A 19,471-nucleotide genomic window follows, 5' to 3' on the forward strand; every position below is an offset into this window, starting at 1 on the left:
CCCCGCCCCGCCCCGCCCGAGGCCGACTCCTGACTTGCGGGGTCGCCTTGGGCGATTTGGCCCCAGCAAGTCAGGACTCGATTGCGTCGGCGAGCGCGGAGCGCGGAGCGCGGAGCGCGCGCGCTCAGCCGAGGTCGTCGGGGTCTTTGCCGGTGCGCTCGCCGGTCTCGAGGGCGGCGATGACCGCCAGGTCGTCCGCGTCGAGCTCGAACCCGAACACGTCGAGGTTCTGCCGGATGCGCTGCGGATTCACCGACTTCGGAATCACCACATCGCCCAGCTGAACATGCCAGCGGATCACGATCTGCGCCGGCGTCACACCGTGCTTGCGTGCGAGGGCGGCCAGCGGCTCGTTGCCGAGGATGCGGCCGCGGGCGAGCGGCGACCACGCTTCGGTGACGATCCCGTGTTCGGCGTCGTACGCGCGGACCTCCTGCTGCGGCAGCCAGGGGTGGAGCTCGACCTGGTTCACCGCCGGCACAGAGCCCGTCTCACGCGCGAGTCTCTCCAGGTGATGGATGTGGAAGTTGGCGACGCCGATCGAGCGCGCCCGTCCCTCGTCCCGCACCTGCTCGAGCGCGCGCCAGGTGTCGACGTACTTGTCGTGCTTCGGCGCGGGCCAGTGGATGAGGAAGAGGTCGATCGTGTCGAAACCGAGCCGGTCGAGGCTGGCGTCGAACGACCGCAGGGTGCTGTCGTAGCCGTTCTGGTCCCACCACACCTTGCTCGTGACGAACACGTCTTCGCGGTCGAGCCCACTGCGCCGGATGCCCTCCCCCACGCCGCGCTCGTTGTCGTAGAACGCGGCCGTGTCGATGTGCCGGTAACCGGCATCCAGAGCGCTGACCACGGCATCCGCCGTCTCGGAGTCGGGGATCTTGTACACGCCGAAGCCGATCTGCGGGATGCGGTGGCCGTCGTTGAGGGGGATCTCGGGAATCGTCGCCATGGGTTCATTCTCTCGCTGCGTACAGGTGGAGCGGACAAGAAGGAGCAGGCATGAGTCTCGAAGGTAAGACGGTCGCGATTTCGTGCGTGGTGGGGTGACGCTTTTCCGTTCGGGTAGTGGGCGGCGGTGCGTATCTGGAGCGGGATCACGCTGGCGAGGACGGCTATTACTTGTGGGAGGTGCTGGTTTAGCGGAGCGGATCGTGTACGAGCGGGATGACGAAATCACCCAAACCATACGCCCCGCCATGACGGACCCAGCTGGAGGCACCAGGAGCGGGTGGACCACGGTTCGCTGTGTAATATCAGATATGTCTAACCCTAGAGCAACAGTGAGGACAACGACTTCACCAAACGGTGCGGGCCGTTCGCCGCGGAAGGGGCGTCGCAGTGTGTAGGCGGGGATGCCAGTGAGTTCTTCCAAATTCAGGTGGTTTGGTCCGGAACCGACCCAGAGCCGCACGAATTTCCGCCACTGGGCGCGGACGCGGCATCGGAATGTAGCTGCCGCGGGTGCCCGCACCCTTGCCCTCGGGTTAGCCGTTCAGCCTTGGCTGTCGCTTGGGCCCAATCTTGCCTGACCAGTTGCATCCACGGCTTTAGCGTGAGTCCAATCTGCGCCAGCGGATTGCGAGAATCTCGCGCCGGTCGACGTTAGCGGACTCTGCACCGTCTATCGTGCGCTGGTACGCGAGATGCGGTTACCTAGTTTTGAAGTACCGGAAGAGCCGTTCTTCCCTCGTAACGGCGAAAGCCATGCAAGCGCCGACAAGGGTTCCAAGGGTTGCTGCGCCCGTAATCTGTGACGCTACGAGCAGGAGAGTTGGTCTGCTGTCATCCATTACCAGGTGAGCTCCTATCGCCCCGATCGTCATAGAAGCGGATGCTGCAACAATCAGCCAAGCCCCCGTTTCGATGAGCAGGATTGCCAGGAGAGAGCGTCGTCGCACACCAGCGTGTAGAGCAGATGCAAGCTGAAGTCGTCGACTAAATAGTCCCCAAAATCCGATGACGCTCCCTGATGCGGCTCCAACAGGTGGCGCAAAGCGTGTGACCCTTGACCGGAGCGCGCCGGCACCGTCAAATGAGGTGCCCATAGTTGAATTGAGCTGCGAAAGGTGTGGCTTATCTGAACTCTGCAGGGGAAGAAGCGTTGTAAACAGTAACTGCGAGAAGTTCTCGTTGGAAGGCCAGATATCTGCCCAACATTCGTCGAATCGTCCGCTCGCCGTCGTGGGTATTAGTAAGGCGTAACTCAGCCCGCCGCGTCGACCATCATCCGGGTATGCGTACGTGCCACCGATTGGAAGGGCTCTTCCCTCGGTAGTAGCAATCTCATTCTTATGGTTGAGGCCGAGCGAGTCCGTGGCTTCGGGCCCAACCAAGATGCCCGATTTGCTGACTCGTCCGTCCAGCAGGCGGACAAGCCCCGGTGAGACTTGTGTAGTTGGCAGAGGGGAGCCCGGCAAGGCCGCGGGCGTGATTCGAGAATCTGAGTTGCGCAGGCTACCCGCGGCTTGGATGCCGGGAAGAGCCGAAAGCCTTTCACACGCGGATCCGTCGATTCTCCCATCGGCTGACAGGATTAGAACTGAAGCCCCACTGTGGTGAAACGCTTCGCCTTGCTCCATCGTCTGTTTGATGGTCGTGATGTCAGCCCATACCAGCCCGCTTGTAATTGATGCGAGGATCATGGCTAAGACACCCGCGCGTGTCGTTCCCGAGCTGATATTTCTCCACGCCTCGCGGGCTATCGCTGAGGACTTCATGAGGCCGTCGATTTGCGGGGCCACGCCCAGTTGCTGAGATCAAGCTGGTCCGAGCACGCGTCTCTGGTCGCGAAATCATGCGTCGCAACTGCGACAACGGTCCCGTCATTGGCGATGGAGGCGATCGCTTCATTGACTGTGCGAGACGTCGTGTGATCAAGCTGCGCGGTGGGTTCGTCGATGAGTAGGAGGTCAGGGTTAGAGGCAATTCCTCGTGCGAGCATTAGCCGCTGCGCTTCTCCTCCCGATAGATGAGCAAACGGATGATTGGCGGTTGCGGAAAGTCCAAACTGTTCAAGAAGCTCCGCCGCGCGTTCGTCAGCGGTGGAGAGACTCAAGCCTTGGGCGAGAAGCGGGAGAGCAATGTGATCGTGGGCGGAGCGATGTGCGATCCCGTGTGGGTTTTGAAAGACCCAACTCGTTCTCGCGCTATCCGGGCGCATTACCCGTCCCTCTGAAGGGTTGAACCAGCCGGCAAGGATGGAAAGAAGCGTGCTCTTGCCAGAGCCGGAAGGCCCCGTGAGTGCGTAGACCCTTCCTGGAATGAACTCGATCTCGACGTTGCGGAACAACCAGGTTTGCCCGTCGAAGCTGTGACCGACTTTGTGAAGACTTAGTGGCATCGGGTCTGCGAATTGGGATGTAGTTCGACTTTGCGCGGTACTGGTGTTTGTCCGAAGTCGATAAAGGCCTGTCCGAGTTGTGACCCGACAACTCTGACTGAGATCAATTTGCCGTTGCTCATTACGCAACCGTGCGGTCCATTGAGGTCGAATATCGCGGACGGAGGAGCGCTGCTCACGTCAATGGGCTTGGCGAGGCTAAGAGTGGCTGAAATCGGTTTGTCGGTGGCGTTGGCACCATCGCTAGCGGGAGCAAGGGCAGAGGGATCGAGTTCAGGGATGGGTGCCACTGATTTACCGTTGGCGTCTACCGGAATATCAAGGTGTCCCAGGCGCACGATCCTTGATCCACTAACAAGATCGCTAGGTAGGTCCTTGACCGTGATCGACTGCCCGCCAGAACCAAGCGTGGCGAGCTTGTCGCCGGCGGCAACAGAAGCGCCGAGTGTCGTGTCGCAAGAACGGAACACCGTGGACGGTGCAGGTATCCATGAAATTACGGAGAGTGGGATGAAGAGGGACGCCGAATCTATGCCGACGCTCTTCATCGCTTGTCGGGCGGCCCGAAGGGTAGCCTGCCCCATTCGACCGTCGGCGGTAAGGTCGTAACCGAGGCGCTTCAGTTCCTGTTGGAGGTATTGCACGTCTACGCCAGCGTCTCCGGGGGCGAGATCACGCCATAGTGGAGCCTTTGTCGCCAGTGTTAGAACGGGGGAGCCGTCCAGCGACAAGAATGTGCCACCGGAAGATGCCGTTGATCCAACCGTGCACCTCAGAGCTGTGACGCGGCCTGCGCGCGGCGCTCCCAAGGGCAAGTCGCTCGACCGTATGATTGTAATTTCCACGGATCGGTCGTCGGTAAACGAGTGCGTGGTTAGGCGGATCTCGCTCGGCTCCGTGGGGCCTTGTAGGGAACCCGGCAGGGTTTGTGGCAGAAGGGATATGACTGTTGCGCCTAACCCAGCGGCGCTCGCGAGAGCTAGGGCGCCGAGCCCAACCTGCCAACGCTGTGGCTGTCTTCTCTTGTTTGTGTGCATCTTGATCTTCGAGACCACCTGCTGGCGCCGTCGCCTGGACCGCGCCAGCAGAGTCTATTTGTTCTTGCCGTAGTGCAGAGGGTCGGCATTGCACTTGTCGAATAGCTCACCGTTCATGAACTTGTCGAGGTCGACACCGCTCGCGAGCATCGAGGAAGTGTAGCCAGGATCGACTGCCTTGACTCGTTTTAGGCAGGCCACCAGAATGTCGTTCTCATCTAGCTGCTGAGGGTTTCGATCCATTGCATCGCGAAGAGCGAGGATCTCTAGTCCGTTCTCTCGATTGCAATTGTCGATCGCATCGTTCGTGACACCATCAGGTTTGGTGTATTCAAGTGACTTGTCACTCGACCACTTTGCGGTAACGCCCAGCTTTGTCAAGCAATCCTTGATCTGTTCTTGGAAATATGCATATTCCTGATCGGAGATCGCACCGTCCTTGAGTGCACTTCGTTCAGCGTCTGTCGTGGATTTGTCAGAAGTGGATTTAATTAGATCCGACCAAGGTCTCGAGGGCGCCTCCCCTGGGCCGAGGGCCGAGTGCGGCTGGTTAGCGCAGCCGAACAGGCCAAGTGCCCCAACTGTGACCACTACAGCCGCCGCTAGGCGTCGATTAGTGCTCAGAGTGTGTTCCAAAACGCCGTATTGCCGCCGAAGTAGCTCTTCGTCGTCTTCGAGCTAGCCCAGTTGCCTTTGATTGCTACCGCTTGCTTGCACGTCTTGACGAGCCCCCCATTGTCGCACGCGGTAGCTGTGTGAGATTTGCTGGAATGGTAGTAATTCGAGAAGACGTCCCATGCGTCCGTGCCGTGCTGCCATGTTCCCCCGCCTGGGGCGGAGCTAAATGTCTCAGCCGAGACGACGGCCCTTGGCGCCAGAGGTGCGGCAGATGCCCCCACTGCAGGAATCACTGCGAGCATTCCGGCTACTGCAGCACCTGCGAGAACTTTTCCGAAACGGTTCATTTTGGCCCCTGTTTCAGGGGCGGCCTCGGCCGCCCCGCGATTCGATTGCCGAGGAACGGAATGTCAACGGCTGCAAAGACAGTACCCATATGTTAGATCAATATGCTAGTCAGGACAGAGACTAATATGCAAGATAAGCTGCTATCCTTATCAAATGCTCACCGATCTCGTCCCCGCGATTTTGTCGGCGTTAGTGCTGGGTTTGCTGCTGCTGTGTGGGGCGGTCGCGTGGAAGCTGGCGGCAATCTGGGTGCGTCAGAAGTTGGCGGTTAGACAGGCTCGCCGCCGAGCCTGATCGCGTTCAGCCGGCTCTCGGGAGGCTCCAAGGTGACAGAATTAGACGTTATCAGCGCACAAAAAGAGGGCATCGAGCAGGCGGAGCTGGTGGAGCCGTGGAAGGCTCTGAGCGACGCGGGAGCAACACCGAAGCTGGTCTCGGCGGAGGCGGGAGACGTCCAGGCGTTCGACCACCTCGACAAGGCGGACACCTTCCCCGTGGACGTCACGCTCGCCGAGGCATCGGCCGACGACTTCGACGCGGTGATGCTGCCGGGCGGCGTCGCGAACGGGGACGAAGTGCGGATGCTCCCCGAGGCCGTGGCCCTGGTGAAGGCGTTCGCGGGCGCCGGCAAGCCGATCGGCGTCATCTGCCACGGCGGCTGGGTGCTGATCGAGGCCGGCATCGTGGAGGGCCGCACACTGACCAGCTGGCCGAGCCTGCAGACCGACTACCGCAACGCGGGCGCCGAGTGGGTCGACCGCGAGGTCATCGTCGACGACGGACCGTTCGTGCTCGTCTCGTCGCGCAGGCCCGACGACCTGCCGGCGTTCAGCCGGGAGTTCCTGGCCGCGGTCGGCGCCTGACTCACGGTCGGCGCGTGACTCGCGATCGGCGCCTGATTCACAGAGCCACCGTGCGGAACCCCGTGTTCGCCATGGAGGAGTCCGGCGTGTTCGAGGACCGCGCGGCGTTGCGGTAGCGGTTGCAGTAGGAGTCGTGGCAGAGGAACGAGCCTCCCCTCATCACGCGCTGCTCCCCCGACGCCGGTCCGTGCGGGCTCGCCTCCGGAGAGCGGGCGTAGTAGCCGGCGTCGTACCAGTCCGCACACCACTCCCAGACGTTGCCGACGGTCTGCCAGAGTCCGTAGGCGTTGGGCTCGAACGTGTGCACGGGCGCCGTGGCGAGAAAGCCGTCCGCCGTGGTGTTGACGGCCGGAAAATCGCCCTGCCAGATGTTGCAGCGCCACGGATGCTCGGGCTCGGCGTGGTCGTCGAGGCCGCCGCGCTCGTCCCCCCACGGATACCGCGCGCCGTCGAGGCCGCCCCGCGAGGCGCACTCCCATTCGGCTTCGGTGGGCAGCCGTCTCCCGGCCCACCGGCAGTACTCCTGCGCGTCGTTCCAGCTGATGTGAACGACCGGATGCCCGTCCAGGCCGTCGATCGACGAGTGCCGTCCGCCCGGGTGCCGCCAGTCGGCGCCGGCGACCCCGAGCCACCAGGGAGTCTGCGGCGGCTGGCCGAGGATGTCCTCGTCGTCGGCCGCGAGCGCCAGGTGGAAGACCGCCGAGTAGCCGAACGTCTCCGCCTCGGTGCGATGACCGGTGGCTGCGACGAAGCGACCGAACGCTGCATTGGTGACGCTGGTCGAGTCGATCTCGAACGCCGGCACGGTCACCGGATGCACGGGCGTCTCGCCGTCGCCCCACCGGTCGTCCCCGTGCCGGTCGCCCATCGCGAAGGTCTGCGCGGGCACGGTGGATTGCGGGATCCCGTGGCCGCCCGAACCCGTCACGGGCAGGATCCGGACCGGGCCGGCTGCGGTGGTCCGGAGAGTCAGGCCCTCCCGTGAGGGCGCACAGCAGTCGTGGCCGGCGGGGTCGACGTGCTCGTCGTGGCCGTCGTGCTCAGCGTGCGATTCGGTGGTGGACACGCCACCAGTCTGCGGTCGTGCATCCTTTCTGGCAACGGATGTCGTGATGGCTCCGAGTTCTTGTGTGCTTGCTGGCAATCCGGGTCCGACCCCTTGAGGGCATCCGGTGTCTGCGGAAGGGTGGACGGTTCTGGGACCGAAACAGTAAGGAGAGCTCATGCTCACACTCACCGAAAACGCCAGCACGATCGTCAAGACCCTCACCGGGCAGTCTGTCGAGACGGAGGACGCCGGCCTGCGGATCAGCAGCAGCAACCCGCAGAACACGGCCTTCGCGGCCGCCGTCGCCCCCATTCCCGAGCCCGCCGATCAGGTGGTCGAGGTGTCGGGCGCGCGGCTCTTCCTCGAGCCGGGCGCTGCCGTCGCCCTCGACGACAAGGTGCTCGACGCACAGGTCGACGAGAACGGGGCGGTGAGCTTCGCAATCGGAGCTCTGAGCTGACCGGACTCGAACGTCGAGTGGCCCCCATCGCGCGTGCGCGGCGGGGGCCGTTCTCTGTCTGCGGCCGGAGAGCCTACGCGGGAGGCGTGGGGCTCTGCGGCGGAACAGGCGGTGGTGGCGGCGGTGGCGGCGGGGGCGGTGGAGGCGCTGCCGGCGGCTCGGGTGGGCGGGGTGTCGCATAGAGCGGTTGGCCGCCGGCGGGGCTCGCATACGGCAGCGGATACTCGGGCCAGCCGTAGTCGCGCGGCGGGAGGCCGGGACCGGGAACGGCCACGCCGTAGCCCGGCACTTCGTCGTCGGGCCGGTCGAACCGGGCACCGCCGTGGTTCGGCGGAAGGAGCGTCATGACGAAGATGGCGAGGCCGCCCAGGCTCGGCACGAGCACGAGCAGCAGAAGCCACGCGCTCAGATTCACGTCGTGCAGGCGTCGCGCGTGCAGGGCGATGCTCGGGATCAGCGTTGCGAGGCCCCAGACGATCAGGAGGACGATTCCGAGCGCGAAGCCCGGTCCGGCGCGGTAGGTGCCTTCGGCGTCGATCGTCGATCCCGCCAATCCTCCGAGGGCGGCGATCGCGTAGAGCACGATGACGACGATCGCGTTGGCCAGCGCCCACCACCAGTATTCGCTTCGGCTGGCCCGGCCGTCGAAACGGACGTACTTCTTCCAGAATCGCCGGACGGCCTCGCCGAACGGCGCACCGTAGTACGGCGCCCAGAGGGGTACGCGCTGCGACGTCGGTGGTACGGGTGCGGTCATCACGAGACCCCCAGGTCCGGCACCGGATGCGCCGGTCGCGGTCAGCCTAGTCCCGTCGGCTTCTCCCGCGCGACGACCCGAGGCTCCGGCTACTGGGCGCAGGACACGAGCTTCGCCACGTTCGGCGACTGCGCGCTGGTGCCGCCCAGCACGGTCACCCGGCTGACCCCGTAGCCGGCGATGGCCCGGAGGACCCCCGGCGGCACGCAATTCGTCTGGCTCACGTACAGGGGCGACGCGTTCTTGGCTGCCAGCACGGCGCCGGCCAGGGCATCCGGGAACACCAGGCCGCTCGCCAGGTAGATCCTCGAGGCCGAGGGGAAGGCGTCCGCGTTGATCAGCTGAGACGTCGTCCAGCGGCCGGAACCGGCGAGGCGCTTCACGGAAGGCGCCTTGCCGGCGAGCGCTTTCTCGATCCCCGCCGAGACGGCGGCGAGTCCTCCGGCGATGCGGATGGCCTTCGGGTGCAGCTTCGCGATGAGTGCGAGCGTCGTCGCATCGAGTGAGGTACTCGTCCCCGGAACGAGGAGGACGGCGGATCCGCTGGAGCCCGCGGCGGCGCCTGCCGACAGGGCGTCGGGGAAGTTCTTCCCGGTCGCGATGTAGAGCGTGTTCACGCCGGTCGCGCCGAAGGCGGAGCCGACGAGTGCTCTGGCCGTCGCGTACCGGTTCGAGCCGGCGACACGTGCGACGGCCGCGTGGGGAGCGGTCGCTCGCAGAGCGGTCTCCACACCGGGCGAGATCGCGGCCGGGCCTCCGATGATGACGATCTTCCGGGGCGCGAGCCGGGCGATCTCCGCTTTCACGATCGATGGGAGCGCGGCGTTCATGGTGAGCAGGAGCGGGCCGTTCTGCGAAGCCGCGACCGGCGCCGCGCTCAGGGCATCCGGGAACGCCTGCCCGCTCACGATGTAGACCACGCCGCCCGTCGTGCTCGGGAAGCCCGCCCGCGAGATCGCGACGGCCGTCTTGTAGCGGTCGGCGGCCTGGATGCGATCGACCGCCGGCGCTGCCGCCACGATGACGCTGCCCGTCGCTGCCGCGGAGGTGTTGCGCTGTCCCCAGCGGACCACGACTCGGTACGTGTGCGCACCGAGGCTCACGCCGGCAAGCGGCAGCTTCCAGGCAGCCGCCGACACGATCGCGACCTGCGAGGTCGGCGTGGTCGCACCGTCCAAATAGAGGTAAGCCGTGTCGCCGGGCACGCCGTTCAGCAGGGATCCGGCCAGACCCACGCTCTGGAACGCGACGCCGGATGGGTTGGAGACAACCGGCTTCTGCAGGTCGACGGCGATCTCCCAGTCGGGATGCTGCGTCTGCACCGAGTAATTCGGATCGACGATCGGGAAGAAGGCAGAGAGACAACGCCCCTTGTCATCTGTTCCGCTTCCCGACAGAACGCCGAGGGCGAACTTTCCGAGCAGCGCGGGTCCCCCGCTGTCGCCGGGAATCGCGCACGCCGACGTGATGAGCGCGTTGACATCGGTATCGCTGACAAGAATGTGCGTCGCGGTCTCGAGGACCTTGCCGCACGTCCAGCCGCTGGTCATGCCCGACTTGCAGACGATCGAGCCGACCAGAGCCTGGGCTGTCCCGAGCACGGAGACCTGCGTGCCGGCAGTCGAAGCTCCGGTGCCCCCACCCCAGGTGGTCACCTGGGGCAGAGGGGTCAACGAGGGATTCGCCACATCGACCAGGCCGGAGTCCAAGCCGTCCCCGTAGTGGAAGTTCGCGGGATCGGGCATTCCGATCGCGCTGCCCGCTCTCGCAGTTGGGCCCGCCTTGGACTGCGTCAGCTTGAATGAGGACGCGGGCGGGCTCGGCAGATGTTCCGCGCAGTGTCCAGCTGTCACGAACTGCGGTTTGCCGGTCGATAGTCGATGGCCGTTGAAACCGACCGAACACTCGGCGATCCATTTCGTCGAGTCACCAGGATTCACGTAGTCGTATCCCCATCCGGTGCCGTTGACCAGAGCCTCGGCCTTCGTGAACTTCACCTTCGACAGGTCCTCGCTCGCCTTGAGCCCGACCACGGCGACGGCTCCGCGCTCCGCCGCACGCGTGACGTCCTTGGCGGATGCGACCCCGAGCACCAGCCGCGTCCCGCCCTCGAGCCGCGCGCTCTCGATCGTGACGCCGTCGTTCGTGAGGCCGTCGATCACCTGGCCGGCATCGTAGGTGGCCGCCGCGCTGGCGAGGTACTGCTCGGGCGAGACGCCCAGGTCGCGCTCGACAGCGTCGGTGAGGTCGGCCGGCAGGCCTGCGGCCTGCTCGTCGAAGCGGGACGCCGAGTAGTCGCCCATGTGCGCATCCGGGACCTGAGGTGCGGCGGGCGCCGGTGAGGGGTCGGGGCGCGGCGTCGTCGACGCCATCGCCGGGGCGACGCCCAGCAGCCCCACGAGCAGGGTCACCGAGACGACACCGGCGCCGATCGTCGAAGCCTTCATGCGAACTCCCCCTCGTTGACACGGATCAACGAGAGCCTAGGGGCCGCGGGGGCGCGGGGGCGACATCCCTCAAGTGGTGACAAATCGCGTCGCAGGGCGGTGCCGTCAGTTATCATCAGGAATATCACACGCCACGACCGTCACGCAGGAAGGACACCAGATGCGAACCTCCGTCACCGGATGCGCCTCGTGAGCGAGCTCGGGCGGGTCGCCGTCACGTTCTACATCGATGACGACCTGCGCCGTCGCGCCAAGGCGGTGTACCGGAACACGTGCGCCGACGAGCGCGACGCCTCCTGGTCCGACATGATCGCGAAGGCGCTGACGACCGAAGTCCACCGGAGGGAGCGCCTGTACAACCGGGGCCGGGCGTTCGAGGGCGACGCCCAGCGCCTGACTCCGGGGCGGCCGATCGGCTGAGGCGTGTGGATCCTGAGAAAATACTAGATTCAGAAGTTTGAATTTGACATGCACGCTCGATGGTGTCATGGTGATATTCCACGTCTAGAGAAGAGATACGGATGCTGAACACCGCCCCTCGGCCGCTCACCACGCGAATGCTCGCGCAGTCGGCATACGAGGAGCTCCGTCGTCTCATCGTCTCCGGCGAGATCGCCCCCGGCACGCGCATCCATGTCGACGAACTGGCGAAACAATGGGAGATCTCGCGCACCCCGATCCGCGAGGCGATCTCCCGGCTCGCGCTCGTCGATCTGGTCACCATCACGCGCAACAGTCGCACCGAGGTGACGCAGTGGTCTCCCCGCGACATGCTGGAGCGGGTCGAGCTGATCGCTTCACTGGCGACCGCCGCGATACCGCGCCAGTGCGGTGGCCCCGCCACGAAGACGCGGCGCACGACGACCGAAGGATCCACCGAGGTCCACGACTTCCTCGCCCTCTGCCAGGCGATGCTCTCCCGCTCGGACCGTCGCGTGAGCCGATCCGCTGTCGCCGCACATTTCGCCCCCATCGCAGCGCACTTCTACACCACGGAGGTCGCCCACCGATTCGGCATCGACCTCGAGACCGACGCCGAGAAACGCCGGCGACTGGTCGCAGAACTGGACGACGCCATCCGGGCCGAAGCCCCCGGTCGCATCCGGGCAGCGATCGACTCCTACCTGCGGGCGCTGGCGCAGGCCCACCGGAGCGAGTCGGCGGATCCCCACTCCCACTGCGACGTGCACGCGCACGCCTGACCCGAAACGACGTGGGCCGCCGCGACAGTGTCGAGGCGGCCCACGCGACGTTCGTGCCCGGGCGATCAGACGATCGCGCGATCAGGCCATCAGACGATCGGGTTCGCGTCGATCTCCTCGTCGGAGCGACGGTACTGGTTGAGGAACTGGTCGCGCGTCGGCGCGTGCAGTTCGCGAATGAGCTCCGCAGCCTTGTCGGCGTCATGCTCTTTCGCGGCCGAGGCGATCGCCTCGAGTGCCGCCGGCAGGCTCTCGACCTCGAACGGCAGCTGCCAGACGGTCACGTACCGCAGCAGCTGCGGGCTGAGACCTTCGCTCACCGCGAGGAGGACCGTGTTGTCGGCCGCGCGCTCGAACTCGAGGAAGAACTCGTTGACCGACATCGCGAGCGCCGGGAGATCCTTGCTCTTGGCGTGCTTCTTCGCCTCTTTGACATGGCGGTCGAGGCTCGAGAGCGTGCTGTTCGAGATGGTCGGAACGACCTGGCGCACCGAGTATTCGAGCAGGATGCCCGAGGTGTAGACGCCTTCGTCGATGGCGCGGAGGTCGAGCGGAGCGACCCGGGTGTACCGGTTGGGAGACATCTCCACGAGGCCGATGTCGGCGAGCCGCATCAGAGCCTCGCGCACCGGGGTGCGGGACACGCCGAGCCACGATGTGAGCTTCTCGTCGAGGAGGGTCTCGCCGGGTTCGAGTGTGCCGTCGATGATGCCGGTGTAGATGCGCTCGTAGACGACATCGCGAAGGAGCTGGCGTTCGAGCGGTGCGGAGTTCGTGGTGGGAAGCGGCATCAGTTGGACCCTCCGGCCTGGGTGCGGAACTCGTCGACGAGCTTGCCGATGCCCTCGGTCCAGAAGGCGGAGGCCGCCTCGGATGCGGCGCGCGCGTCGTTCTCGATCGATGCGGTGATCATCTTCTCGAGGTGGGGGATGGCGGATTCGAAAGCGGTGGTGCTGCTCGGCGCGACGTTCAGCGCGCGGCGCACTTCGGGAACATGACGGGTCGCGAGGCGGGCGATGGTCTTGTTGTCGAGGCGGCGCAGGTAGAGGTTCATGACCGCGTCGCTCACGAGCTGGTCGCGGAGGATCCCTGTGATGTCGCTCGAGTTCGACAGCGTCGCCAGGGTGGCGGAAAGCGACGCGATGTCCGACTCCGTCAGCAGCGGGGTCGTGTCGCGGACGACGCTGCGGAACAGGGTCGCCAGCGTCTCGATGAGACCCTGGAGCCGCTTGGGGTCGACGGGCGTCACCCGGGTCTGCTTCTGGGGGAGGATCTCGACGAGCCCCATCGCGGCGAGCTGGTTCAGCGCCTCACGGACGGGTGTGCGGGAGACTCCGATCCACTGCTCGATCTCGCTGTCGACCAACTGCTCGCCGGGGAGGAGATCACCGCCGACGATGGCGTCGAGAAGCCGCAGGAACACTTCATCGCGAATCAGCCTCCGGGGGCTGACCGAATTCATCACAGGTACAGGCATATATGGATATTACATCCGAACGTTTCGCGGGTTGTCCGCAAAACTCCGCGTCACGGATACGGGACGCCAGTCAGCGGTCGATCACCTGATCCTCAGGTTTATCATCTAGTATATTTACGTTCACGTCCCGGATTTTCGCACAGAAGGCCGTCACCATGCCGCTTCCCACAGAACACGTTCGCCGCACTTCGCTCTCCGAAGAGGCCTACATCCGCATCGAGGCGGCGATCATGGAAGGAACACTGGAGCCCGAGGAGCGTCTTCGCGACAGCGAGCTGGAACTCTGGCTCGGCATCTCCCGCACGCCCATCCGTCACGCACTCGATCGCCTGGCCGAACAGGGCCTCGTCGAAACGGAGCGCAATCGCTTCACCAGGGTCGCCCCGTTCGACATCGGGGGCGTCCGAAGGGCCCTCGAGGTCGCCGGCGACCTCTGGGCGGGAGCGGCGCGACGCGGCGTCGCGGGGCTCTCCGACGATGACATCGCTCTCGTCGATGAGGCCACTCACGCGCTCATAGAATCCGCGGTCGCTTCCGACATCGCGCGGTTCGCCCGGGTGTTCCAGCATCTCGTCACGGTCTTCGCGCAATTCGAGGAGAATCCGTCGCGGCTCCGCGCGCTCAACAACGTCTTTCCCCAGGTGCGCCGGCTCGCTCGCAAGCTGACCCAGCAGATCAACGAGCAGCCGCTCCGCGAATTCGTCGCCGGGCTGACCGAAGCGACCCACCGACGTGACGCCGAAGCGGCGTGCGCGGCGATCTCCACCTACGTCGACCACCTCGTGGCGTCGCTGACGCGGGCAGCGAACTGACCGGGCGATCGCGCGGCGACTCCGTTGCCGGGAGCGCCGGCGGCGAGCCCGTTCGCTGGCGCCGGCGGATCAGCGCGCCGTCCAGCCCCCATCGATCGCGAGGGTCTGCCCGGTGATCAGCGACGCGGCGGGCGAGCAGAGGAAGGCGACGGCGCCGGACACCTCGGTGGGCTTGCCGATGCGGTGTAGGGCGGCGATCCGTTCGATGGTGTCGGCTCGGAACGCCTCGTCCGAGAGGGCCTCACTGGTGCCGTCCGTCTCGATGAACGTCGGCGCGACCGCATTGACGCGGATGCCCAGCTCGCCCCACTCGACCGCGAGACACCGCGTGAGGTGGATGACGGCGGCCTTGCTGATGCAGTACGACGACTCGCCCGGCAGCGCGACCAGCCCCGCCTGAGACGCGACGTTCACGATCGATCCGCCCCCGGTCTCCCGCATCAGCCGGGCCGCGTGCTGGGCGAGAAAGAAGGTCGATCGCGTGTTGAGCGCCCAGACGTGGTCGAAGTGGTCCGCCGTGACGTCGATCGCCGGCTCGCTGATTCCTCCGCCGACGTTGTTCACCAGGATGTCGAGCCGGCCGAATTCCGCCGCGGCCTGATCGATCGCGGCCCTGCTCTCCGAGAGGTCGAGCACGTCCATCCGCAGCGGCAGCGCCCGCACCCCGAACCGTTCGATGTCGTCGACGAGGTCGGCGTGGGCCTGGAGGATCGCGGGGTCCGAGTCTGCGAGGTCGCCGTGGTCGCGCATCCCGAGGGCGATGTCGGCGCCGGCGCGCGCGAGCTCGATCGCGATCGCCCGGCCGAGGCCTCGGCTCGCTCCCGTCACGAGGGCCGTCGATCCCGCCAGCGAGAACGGCGAGTCCGTCGCATCCGGCCTGTTGTCGATCGCTGCGTCAGTCATCTCGGCTCCTTCGAAGGGTTGTCGCGGCGCCGCGAACGACCGGCCGCACCTCGAGCGTATCCGCCCGTGGTGCCGGATGGGGGTGCCGGTCAGGACTGTCGCGTCAGCTCGCCGGCCGGCGGTCCAGGGGCCGCCCCTCCGGCCACTCTGCGGCGATCGCCGCGGCAAGGGAGGTGACGGGGAGCTCCGGATGCCGAGCCCGCTCGGGACCGGAGTCGAACCTCGCCGGCCTCACATACAGCTCGACCGCGGCCTGCGTGACCCGGGAGGCGAACGGCGAGAACGGCCGCGCCACGACGGACGCCACGCGCAGCAGCGTCAGAGGCACGTGCCGGGTCGGCCCCGGTCTTCCCGCTGCCGCGTGGATCGCATCCGACAGCTCGTTCAGCGTGTGCTCGGCACCGCCCCAGTCGATCGCGCGACCGCGCAGCCCCGGGTCGCGCAGAGCAACACGGATCAGCGCCGCGACGTCGGTGACGGACACGAAATCGACGGCCACGTCCCCTCGCCCGAAGACGAGCGTCGCACCCCGGCGCCGCATCGGCTGCGCGACCACGTCGAGGTAGGTCTCGAGAAAGGCGGTGGGCCGGATGATCGTCCAGCTCACACCCGACGCGATCAGAGCCTGCTCGGCGGCGTACTTCATGCGCAACAGCTCCAGCGGAGCATCCGGAGCCGCGCCGTGCATCGAGACGAGCACGACCTGATCCACGCCGGCCTGCCGCGCCGCCTCGAACAGCGCGAGGTTGCCGTCGCGGTCGACGTTCTGCGGCGACGACGTTCCCATGGGGCCGAAGCCGGACGCGGCGGCCACGATGGCTGCGCATCCGGCGACCGCTCGCCGCACGGCGCCGGGGTCTCGCAGGTCGCCGACGACCGCCTCCACGCCCTGCGCACGCAATGCGCCGGCAGCGGCGGGGTCGCGGGTGAGCACGCGGATCCGTTCGCCCTCCGCGGTCAGCGATCGCACGAGGAGGCGTCCCAGCCGTCCGGTGCCGCCCACCACCAGCACGGTCATGGCGTCGCCCCGCCGTGCCCGGCTGCACCGCCCGGCCCGGCCGCACGGCCCGGCCCGGCCGCCACCCGCCGGATGTTGTCGTCGATGTCGCCGGTGCGGCGCTCGACGGGCTCCAGGGCGAAGGTGCCGTGAACGATCTCGCCGTCGCGCACGGTGAAGACGATCGTGCCCGCCAGCTCGTGCGCCGAGCCGTCCGGGCGGGTTCCGGTCATCCGCCACTCCGACCAGACGACGTCGCCGTCGGAGTCGTCGACCGTGCTGCGGACGATGCTCGCCCTCAGGTCCGGGATGCTCGCGAAGAGCTGCGACCAGTTGGCGCGCACCTGCTCGCTGCCGGTGAAGCCGCGGAGCGGATGGGCGGGCGTCTCGTTGACGTAGTCGGCGGCGAAGCAGGCCGTCAGCCCGACCAGGTCATGGGCGTTGGTCGCGTCGAGCAGCCGGGTGACCACTCCCAGCGAGTCATCGGGGATCGCGTTCGTATCCGGCATCATTGCCTCCCGCACCACATATTCGATATAGTGCACTGTATCTAAATTGGAGTCTACGCTCGATGCCGATGACAAGCAAGGAACGGCGCCCCTACGACGCCACCGGTCGCCAGGCGCGCGCGGTGCGGCGACGCGACGACATCCTCGAACACGCTCGCGCGCTCTTCATCGCCGATGGCTACGCTCCGACCACGGTGGCCGCCATCGCCTCCGCCTCCGGGGTCTCAGCCGAGACGGTCTACAAGTCGTTCGGCGGAAAGCCGGGAATCGTCCGGGCCATCTTCGAGCGCAGCCTCCTCGGGAGCGCCCCCTCCCCCGCCGAGGAACGCTCCGACTCCGCCCAGCTTCAGGCGCCGGATGCTCGCGCGCTCTTCCACCGGTTCGGAGAGCTCAGCGGCGAGGTCGCCCCTCTGACCGCCCCGGTGATGCGCCTCATCCGGGAAGCCGCTGCCGGCGGCGACAGCGCGATGTCCGCGCTGCTTCACGACGTCGAGAGCGAACGCTACGACCGGATGCGGCACAACGCCGAAGTCCTGCAGAGCCGCGGCTTCCTCGGCGCCGGCCTGAGCACGGAGCACGCCGCCGACGTGATGTGGTTCTACACGGCCGACGACGTGTTCCACAGCCTGGTCGTCTCCCGCGGCTGGTCGCTCGAGGCGTACGCGGACTTCATCGCGAACGCGCTCGCGTCAGCACTGCTCTGAAACAGTTTTTCCCGTTCGCGGAATCCGGGTCTAGTGTTTGGAACACCATGTACCTGCTGCCCGCTGAGGCCGCCGGCGTCGACGACCGGGCCGACGACCGATGACGGACTACACCGCGAAGCGCGCATCCGACGAGACGTACACGCTCGGCGAAGGGCCGGTCTGGGACGCCGAACGCCGGCGCGTCCTCTGGGTCGACATCGTCGAGGGCACCGTGTTCGAGGGGCGTATCGAAGGCTCGGCGATCTTCACGACCAGGCGTCACCAGTTCGATCAGATGGTCGGCGCGGTCGTCCCCGGCGTCGACGGCAGTCTCCTCGTCGCCGGCCAGGAGGAGCTGATCGTCATCGACCCCTCCGGCGAACGACGGGTGGCGGACCGGATCGTCCCGCCGGGCATCCGGAGCAGGACCAACGACGGCGCCGTCGACCCGGCCGGCCGCTTTCTGATCGGCACGCTCAGCCTCGACGACCGCTCGGGTGAGGAACGGCTGGTGCGCGTCGACGGCGGGCTGACCGTGCTCGACGACGACCTCCAGCTCTCGAACGGGCTGGCCTGGTCGCCGGACGGCGGCACGCTGTACAGCGTGGACACTGGAGCGGCCACGATCTGGGCGCGACCGTACGACGCGGCCAGCGGCGCCGTCGGCACTCGATCCGTGCACCTCGAGGTAACCGACGGCTCGCCCGACGGGCTGTGCGCCGACGTCGACGGCAACCTGTGGGTCGCGATCTGGGGCGCAGGCGAAGTCCGGTGCTATGCGGCGGACGGGTCGATCGTCCACCGCGTCCGGGTGCCGGCGCCCCACACCTCGAGCGTGGCGTTCATCGGGCCCGACCTCCGGATGCTCCTCATCACCACGGCCCGGAGGGACCTCACCCGGGAGCAGCTCCTCGAATACCCGGATGCCGGCCTGCTCTTCACCGTCGCCGTCGAAACGACCGGCGTTCCAACGACACCGTGGTCCGGCCCGGCATCCGGCAACTGAGCTCTACTCACCCCACCCGCACGCCCACTACCCAGGAGAAACACCCATGTACCTCATGCGCATCGGAGAGCCCGGAGCGGAACGACCCGTCGTCCGGATCGACGCGGACTCGTACGTCGACGTGTCCGACACGGTCCGCGACTTCGACGAGCAGTTCTTCGGCTCCGGCGGACTCGACGAGCTGCGGGCCGTCGTCGAGCGCAAGGCGAACGCCGGCGAGCTCACCGCGTTCGCGGGAGAACGGATCGGCGCACCGATCGCACGCCCGCACCAGATCCTCTGCATCGGCCTCAACTACAGCGACCACGCCGCCGAGACGGGTCAGGCGGTCCCGGCCGAGCCGATCCTCTTCACGAAGTCGCCCAACACGCTGATCGGCCCCGACGACGACGTGCGGATCCCCCGCGGCTCGACGAAACCCGACTGGGAGGTCGAGCTGGGCATCGTCATCGGCAAGCGCACCAGCTACCTCGACAGCGTCGACGACGCGAAGGACGCGATCGCCGGGTACACCGTGGTGAACGATGTCAGCGAGCGGGCGTTCCAGATGGAGCGCGGCGGGCAGTGGTCGAAGGGCAAGTCGGCCGAGACCTTCAACCCGGCCGGACCGTGGCTCGTCACCCCGGACGAGATCGGCGACGTGCGGTCGCTCGACCTCTGGCTCGACGTGAACGGGACGCGGCGCCAGACGGGGTCCACCTCGACCATGATCTTCGACCCGTACGTCATCATCCACTACCTCAGCCAATTCCTGGTGATGGAGCCCGGAGACCTGATCAACACCGGCACGCCGCCCGGGGTCGGCATGGGGTTCACGCCGCCGATCTGGCTGCAGCCCGGTGACGTCATGGAACTCGGGATCTCGGGGCTCGGCTCGCAACGGCAGTCCGTGGTGGGGCCGCGCTGACGGGTACCCGACCAGCGTCGGCTTGACACGTCCGACCTCCTACGGCACGATGGA

22 protein-coding genes are annotated in these 19,471 nt (G+C 66.6%); 9 read left to right on the forward strand and 13 right to left on the reverse strand.

Translation table 11 applies throughout. The annotated features are described in order from the left end of the window. Positions 1–124: 124 nt before the first annotated feature. The 5 genes from ACFVV5_RS14845 to ACFVV5_RS14865 all read right to left on the reverse strand — a co-directional run bounded on the left by ACFVV5_RS14845 (position 125) and on the right by ACFVV5_RS14865 (position 5,342). The gene (locus ACFVV5_RS14845) at positions 125–949 is read right to left on the reverse strand and encodes an aldo/keto reductase (RefSeq protein ID WP_387245585.1); all 825 of its coding nucleotides are present in this window, start codon (positions 947–949) and stop codon (positions 125–127) included. Between the two features lie 1,764 nt (positions 950–2,713). Further along, on the reverse strand, positions 2,714–3,289 hold the full coding sequence (locus ACFVV5_RS14850) for an ATP-binding cassette domain-containing protein (protein WP_387245588.1): 576 nt from the start codon (positions 3,287–3,289) through the stop codon (positions 2,714–2,716). A gap of 41 nt (positions 3,290–3,330) precedes the next feature. Beyond that, entirely contained in the window at positions 3,331–3,984 is a 654-nt protein-coding gene (locus ACFVV5_RS14855) for a peptidoglycan-binding protein (protein WP_387245591.1), read from the reverse strand. Positions 3,985–4,431: 447 nt separating this feature from the next. Further along, positions 4,432–4,968 (reverse strand): hypothetical protein, encoded by a 537-nt coding sequence (locus ACFVV5_RS14860; protein ID WP_387245594.1) that lies wholly within the window; start codon positions 4,966–4,968, stop codon positions 4,432–4,434. A 29-nt stretch (positions 4,969–4,997) separates the two neighbouring features. Beyond that, entirely contained in the window at positions 4,998–5,342 is a 345-nt protein-coding gene (locus ACFVV5_RS14865) for a lactococcin 972 family bacteriocin (protein WP_387245597.1), read from the reverse strand. A gap of 154 nt (positions 5,343–5,496) precedes the next feature. On the opposite strand from ACFVV5_RS14865, the gene ACFVV5_RS14870 reads away from it, so the two are divergent. Beyond that, on the forward strand, positions 5,497–5,637 hold the full coding sequence (locus ACFVV5_RS14870; RefSeq protein WP_387245601.1) for a hypothetical protein: 141 nt from the start codon (positions 5,497–5,499) through the stop codon (positions 5,635–5,637). Positions 5,638–5,669: 32 nt separating this feature from the next. Beyond that, complete coding sequence (locus ACFVV5_RS14875; protein ID WP_387245604.1) at positions 5,670–6,206, forward strand: type 1 glutamine amidotransferase domain-containing protein; 537 nt, start codon at positions 5,670–5,672, stop codon at positions 6,204–6,206. A 37-nt stretch (positions 6,207–6,243) separates the two neighbouring features. On the opposite strand, the gene ACFVV5_RS14880 is transcribed toward ACFVV5_RS14875, so the two are convergent. Further along, a complete protein-coding gene (locus ACFVV5_RS14880) occupies positions 6,244–7,272 on the reverse strand; it encodes a formylglycine-generating enzyme family protein (RefSeq protein WP_387245607.1) in 1,029 nt (342 codons plus the stop codon). A 157-nt stretch (positions 7,273–7,429) separates the two neighbouring features. On the opposite strand from ACFVV5_RS14880, the gene ACFVV5_RS14885 reads away from it, so the two are divergent. Beyond that, the gene (locus ACFVV5_RS14885; RefSeq protein WP_387245609.1) at positions 7,430–7,714 is read left to right on the forward strand and encodes a Fe-S cluster assembly protein HesB; all 285 of its coding nucleotides are present in this window, start codon (positions 7,430–7,432) and stop codon (positions 7,712–7,714) included. Between the two features lie 73 nt (positions 7,715–7,787). Here ACFVV5_RS14885 and ACFVV5_RS14890 read toward each other — a convergent pair whose 3' ends face one another. Together ACFVV5_RS14890 and ACFVV5_RS14895 are read right to left on the reverse strand one after the other, a co-directional pair. Next, a complete protein-coding gene (locus ACFVV5_RS14890; protein ID WP_387245612.1) occupies positions 7,788–8,471 on the reverse strand; it encodes a DUF805 domain-containing protein in 684 nt (227 codons plus the stop codon). Positions 8,472–8,560: 89 nt separating this feature from the next. Then, positions 8,561–10,918 (reverse strand): cell wall-binding repeat-containing protein, encoded by a 2,358-nt coding sequence (locus ACFVV5_RS14895; RefSeq protein WP_387245615.1) that lies wholly within the window; start codon positions 10,916–10,918, stop codon positions 8,561–8,563. A gap of 189 nt (positions 10,919–11,107) precedes the next feature. Between ACFVV5_RS14895 and ACFVV5_RS14900 the strand changes: the two genes are divergently transcribed. Continuing rightward, a complete protein-coding gene (locus ACFVV5_RS14900) occupies positions 11,108–11,338 on the forward strand; it encodes a hypothetical protein (RefSeq protein ID WP_387245618.1) in 231 nt (76 codons plus the stop codon). 101 nt (positions 11,339–11,439) lie between these two features. Beyond that, positions 11,440–12,120, forward strand: coding sequence for a GntR family transcriptional regulator (locus ACFVV5_RS14905; protein WP_387245621.1), 681 nt, complete (start codon positions 11,440–11,442; stop codon positions 12,118–12,120). An 89-nt stretch (positions 12,121–12,209) separates the two neighbouring features. On the opposite strand, the gene ACFVV5_RS14910 is transcribed toward ACFVV5_RS14905, so the two are convergent. Continuing rightward, positions 12,210–12,911 carry a GntR family transcriptional regulator gene (locus ACFVV5_RS14910; RefSeq protein WP_387245624.1) on the reverse strand — a complete coding sequence of 234 codons (702 nt, stop codon included), beginning with the start codon at positions 12,909–12,911 and terminating at the stop codon, positions 12,210–12,212. After that, positions 12,911–13,597, reverse strand: a complete 687-nt coding sequence (locus ACFVV5_RS14915; RefSeq protein ID WP_387245627.1) for a GntR family transcriptional regulator — start codon at positions 13,595–13,597, stop codon at positions 12,911–12,913. The genes ACFVV5_RS14910 and ACFVV5_RS14915 overlap by 1 nt, the downstream gene beginning before the upstream one ends. Positions 13,598–13,752: 155 nt before the next feature. Between ACFVV5_RS14915 and ACFVV5_RS14920 the strand changes: the two genes are divergently transcribed. Next, on the forward strand, positions 13,753–14,409 hold the full coding sequence (locus ACFVV5_RS14920) for a GntR family transcriptional regulator (RefSeq protein ID WP_387245630.1): 657 nt from the start codon (positions 13,753–13,755) through the stop codon (positions 14,407–14,409). Between the two features lie 69 nt (positions 14,410–14,478). Here ACFVV5_RS14920 and ACFVV5_RS14925 read toward each other — a convergent pair whose 3' ends face one another. From ACFVV5_RS14925 to ACFVV5_RS14935, 3 genes are all read right to left on the reverse strand, one after another. Beyond that, positions 14,479–15,312: an SDR family NAD(P)-dependent oxidoreductase gene (locus tag ACFVV5_RS14925; RefSeq protein ID WP_387245633.1), complete on the reverse strand. Its 834-nt coding sequence runs from the start codon at positions 15,310–15,312 to the stop codon at positions 14,479–14,481. Between the two features lie 103 nt (positions 15,313–15,415). Beyond that, on the reverse strand, positions 15,416–16,330 hold the full coding sequence (locus ACFVV5_RS14930) for an SDR family oxidoreductase (RefSeq protein ID WP_387245636.1): 915 nt from the start codon (positions 16,328–16,330) through the stop codon (positions 15,416–15,418). After that, positions 16,327–16,818 carry a nuclear transport factor 2 family protein gene (locus ACFVV5_RS14935; protein ID WP_387245639.1) on the reverse strand — a complete coding sequence of 164 codons (492 nt, stop codon included), beginning with the start codon at positions 16,816–16,818 and terminating at the stop codon, positions 16,327–16,329. Before ACFVV5_RS14935 ends, ACFVV5_RS14930 begins: the two co-directional genes overlap by 4 nt. Before the next feature lie 68 nt (positions 16,819–16,886). Between ACFVV5_RS14935 and ACFVV5_RS14940 the strand changes: the two genes are divergently transcribed. From ACFVV5_RS14940 to ACFVV5_RS14950, 3 genes are all read left to right on the forward strand, one after another. After that, positions 16,887–17,522: a TetR/AcrR family transcriptional regulator gene (locus ACFVV5_RS14940; protein WP_387245642.1), complete on the forward strand. Its 636-nt coding sequence runs from the start codon at positions 16,887–16,889 to the stop codon at positions 17,520–17,522. A 100-nt stretch (positions 17,523–17,622) separates the two neighbouring features. Continuing rightward, positions 17,623–18,510 (forward strand): SMP-30/gluconolactonase/LRE family protein, encoded by an 888-nt coding sequence (locus ACFVV5_RS14945; protein WP_387245645.1) that lies wholly within the window; start codon positions 17,623–17,625, stop codon positions 18,508–18,510. Positions 18,511–18,556: 46 nt separating this feature from the next. Continuing rightward, positions 18,557–19,417: a fumarylacetoacetate hydrolase family protein gene (locus ACFVV5_RS14950; RefSeq protein WP_387245648.1), complete on the forward strand. Its 861-nt coding sequence runs from the start codon at positions 18,557–18,559 to the stop codon at positions 19,415–19,417. Positions 19,418–19,471: the final 54 nt, after the last annotated feature.

It is taken from the genome of Leifsonia sp. NPDC058248 (assembly GCF_042881905.1).
In the GTDB taxonomy this organism is placed as follows: Bacteria; Actinomycetota; Actinomycetes; order Actinomycetales; family Microbacteriaceae; genus Leifsonia.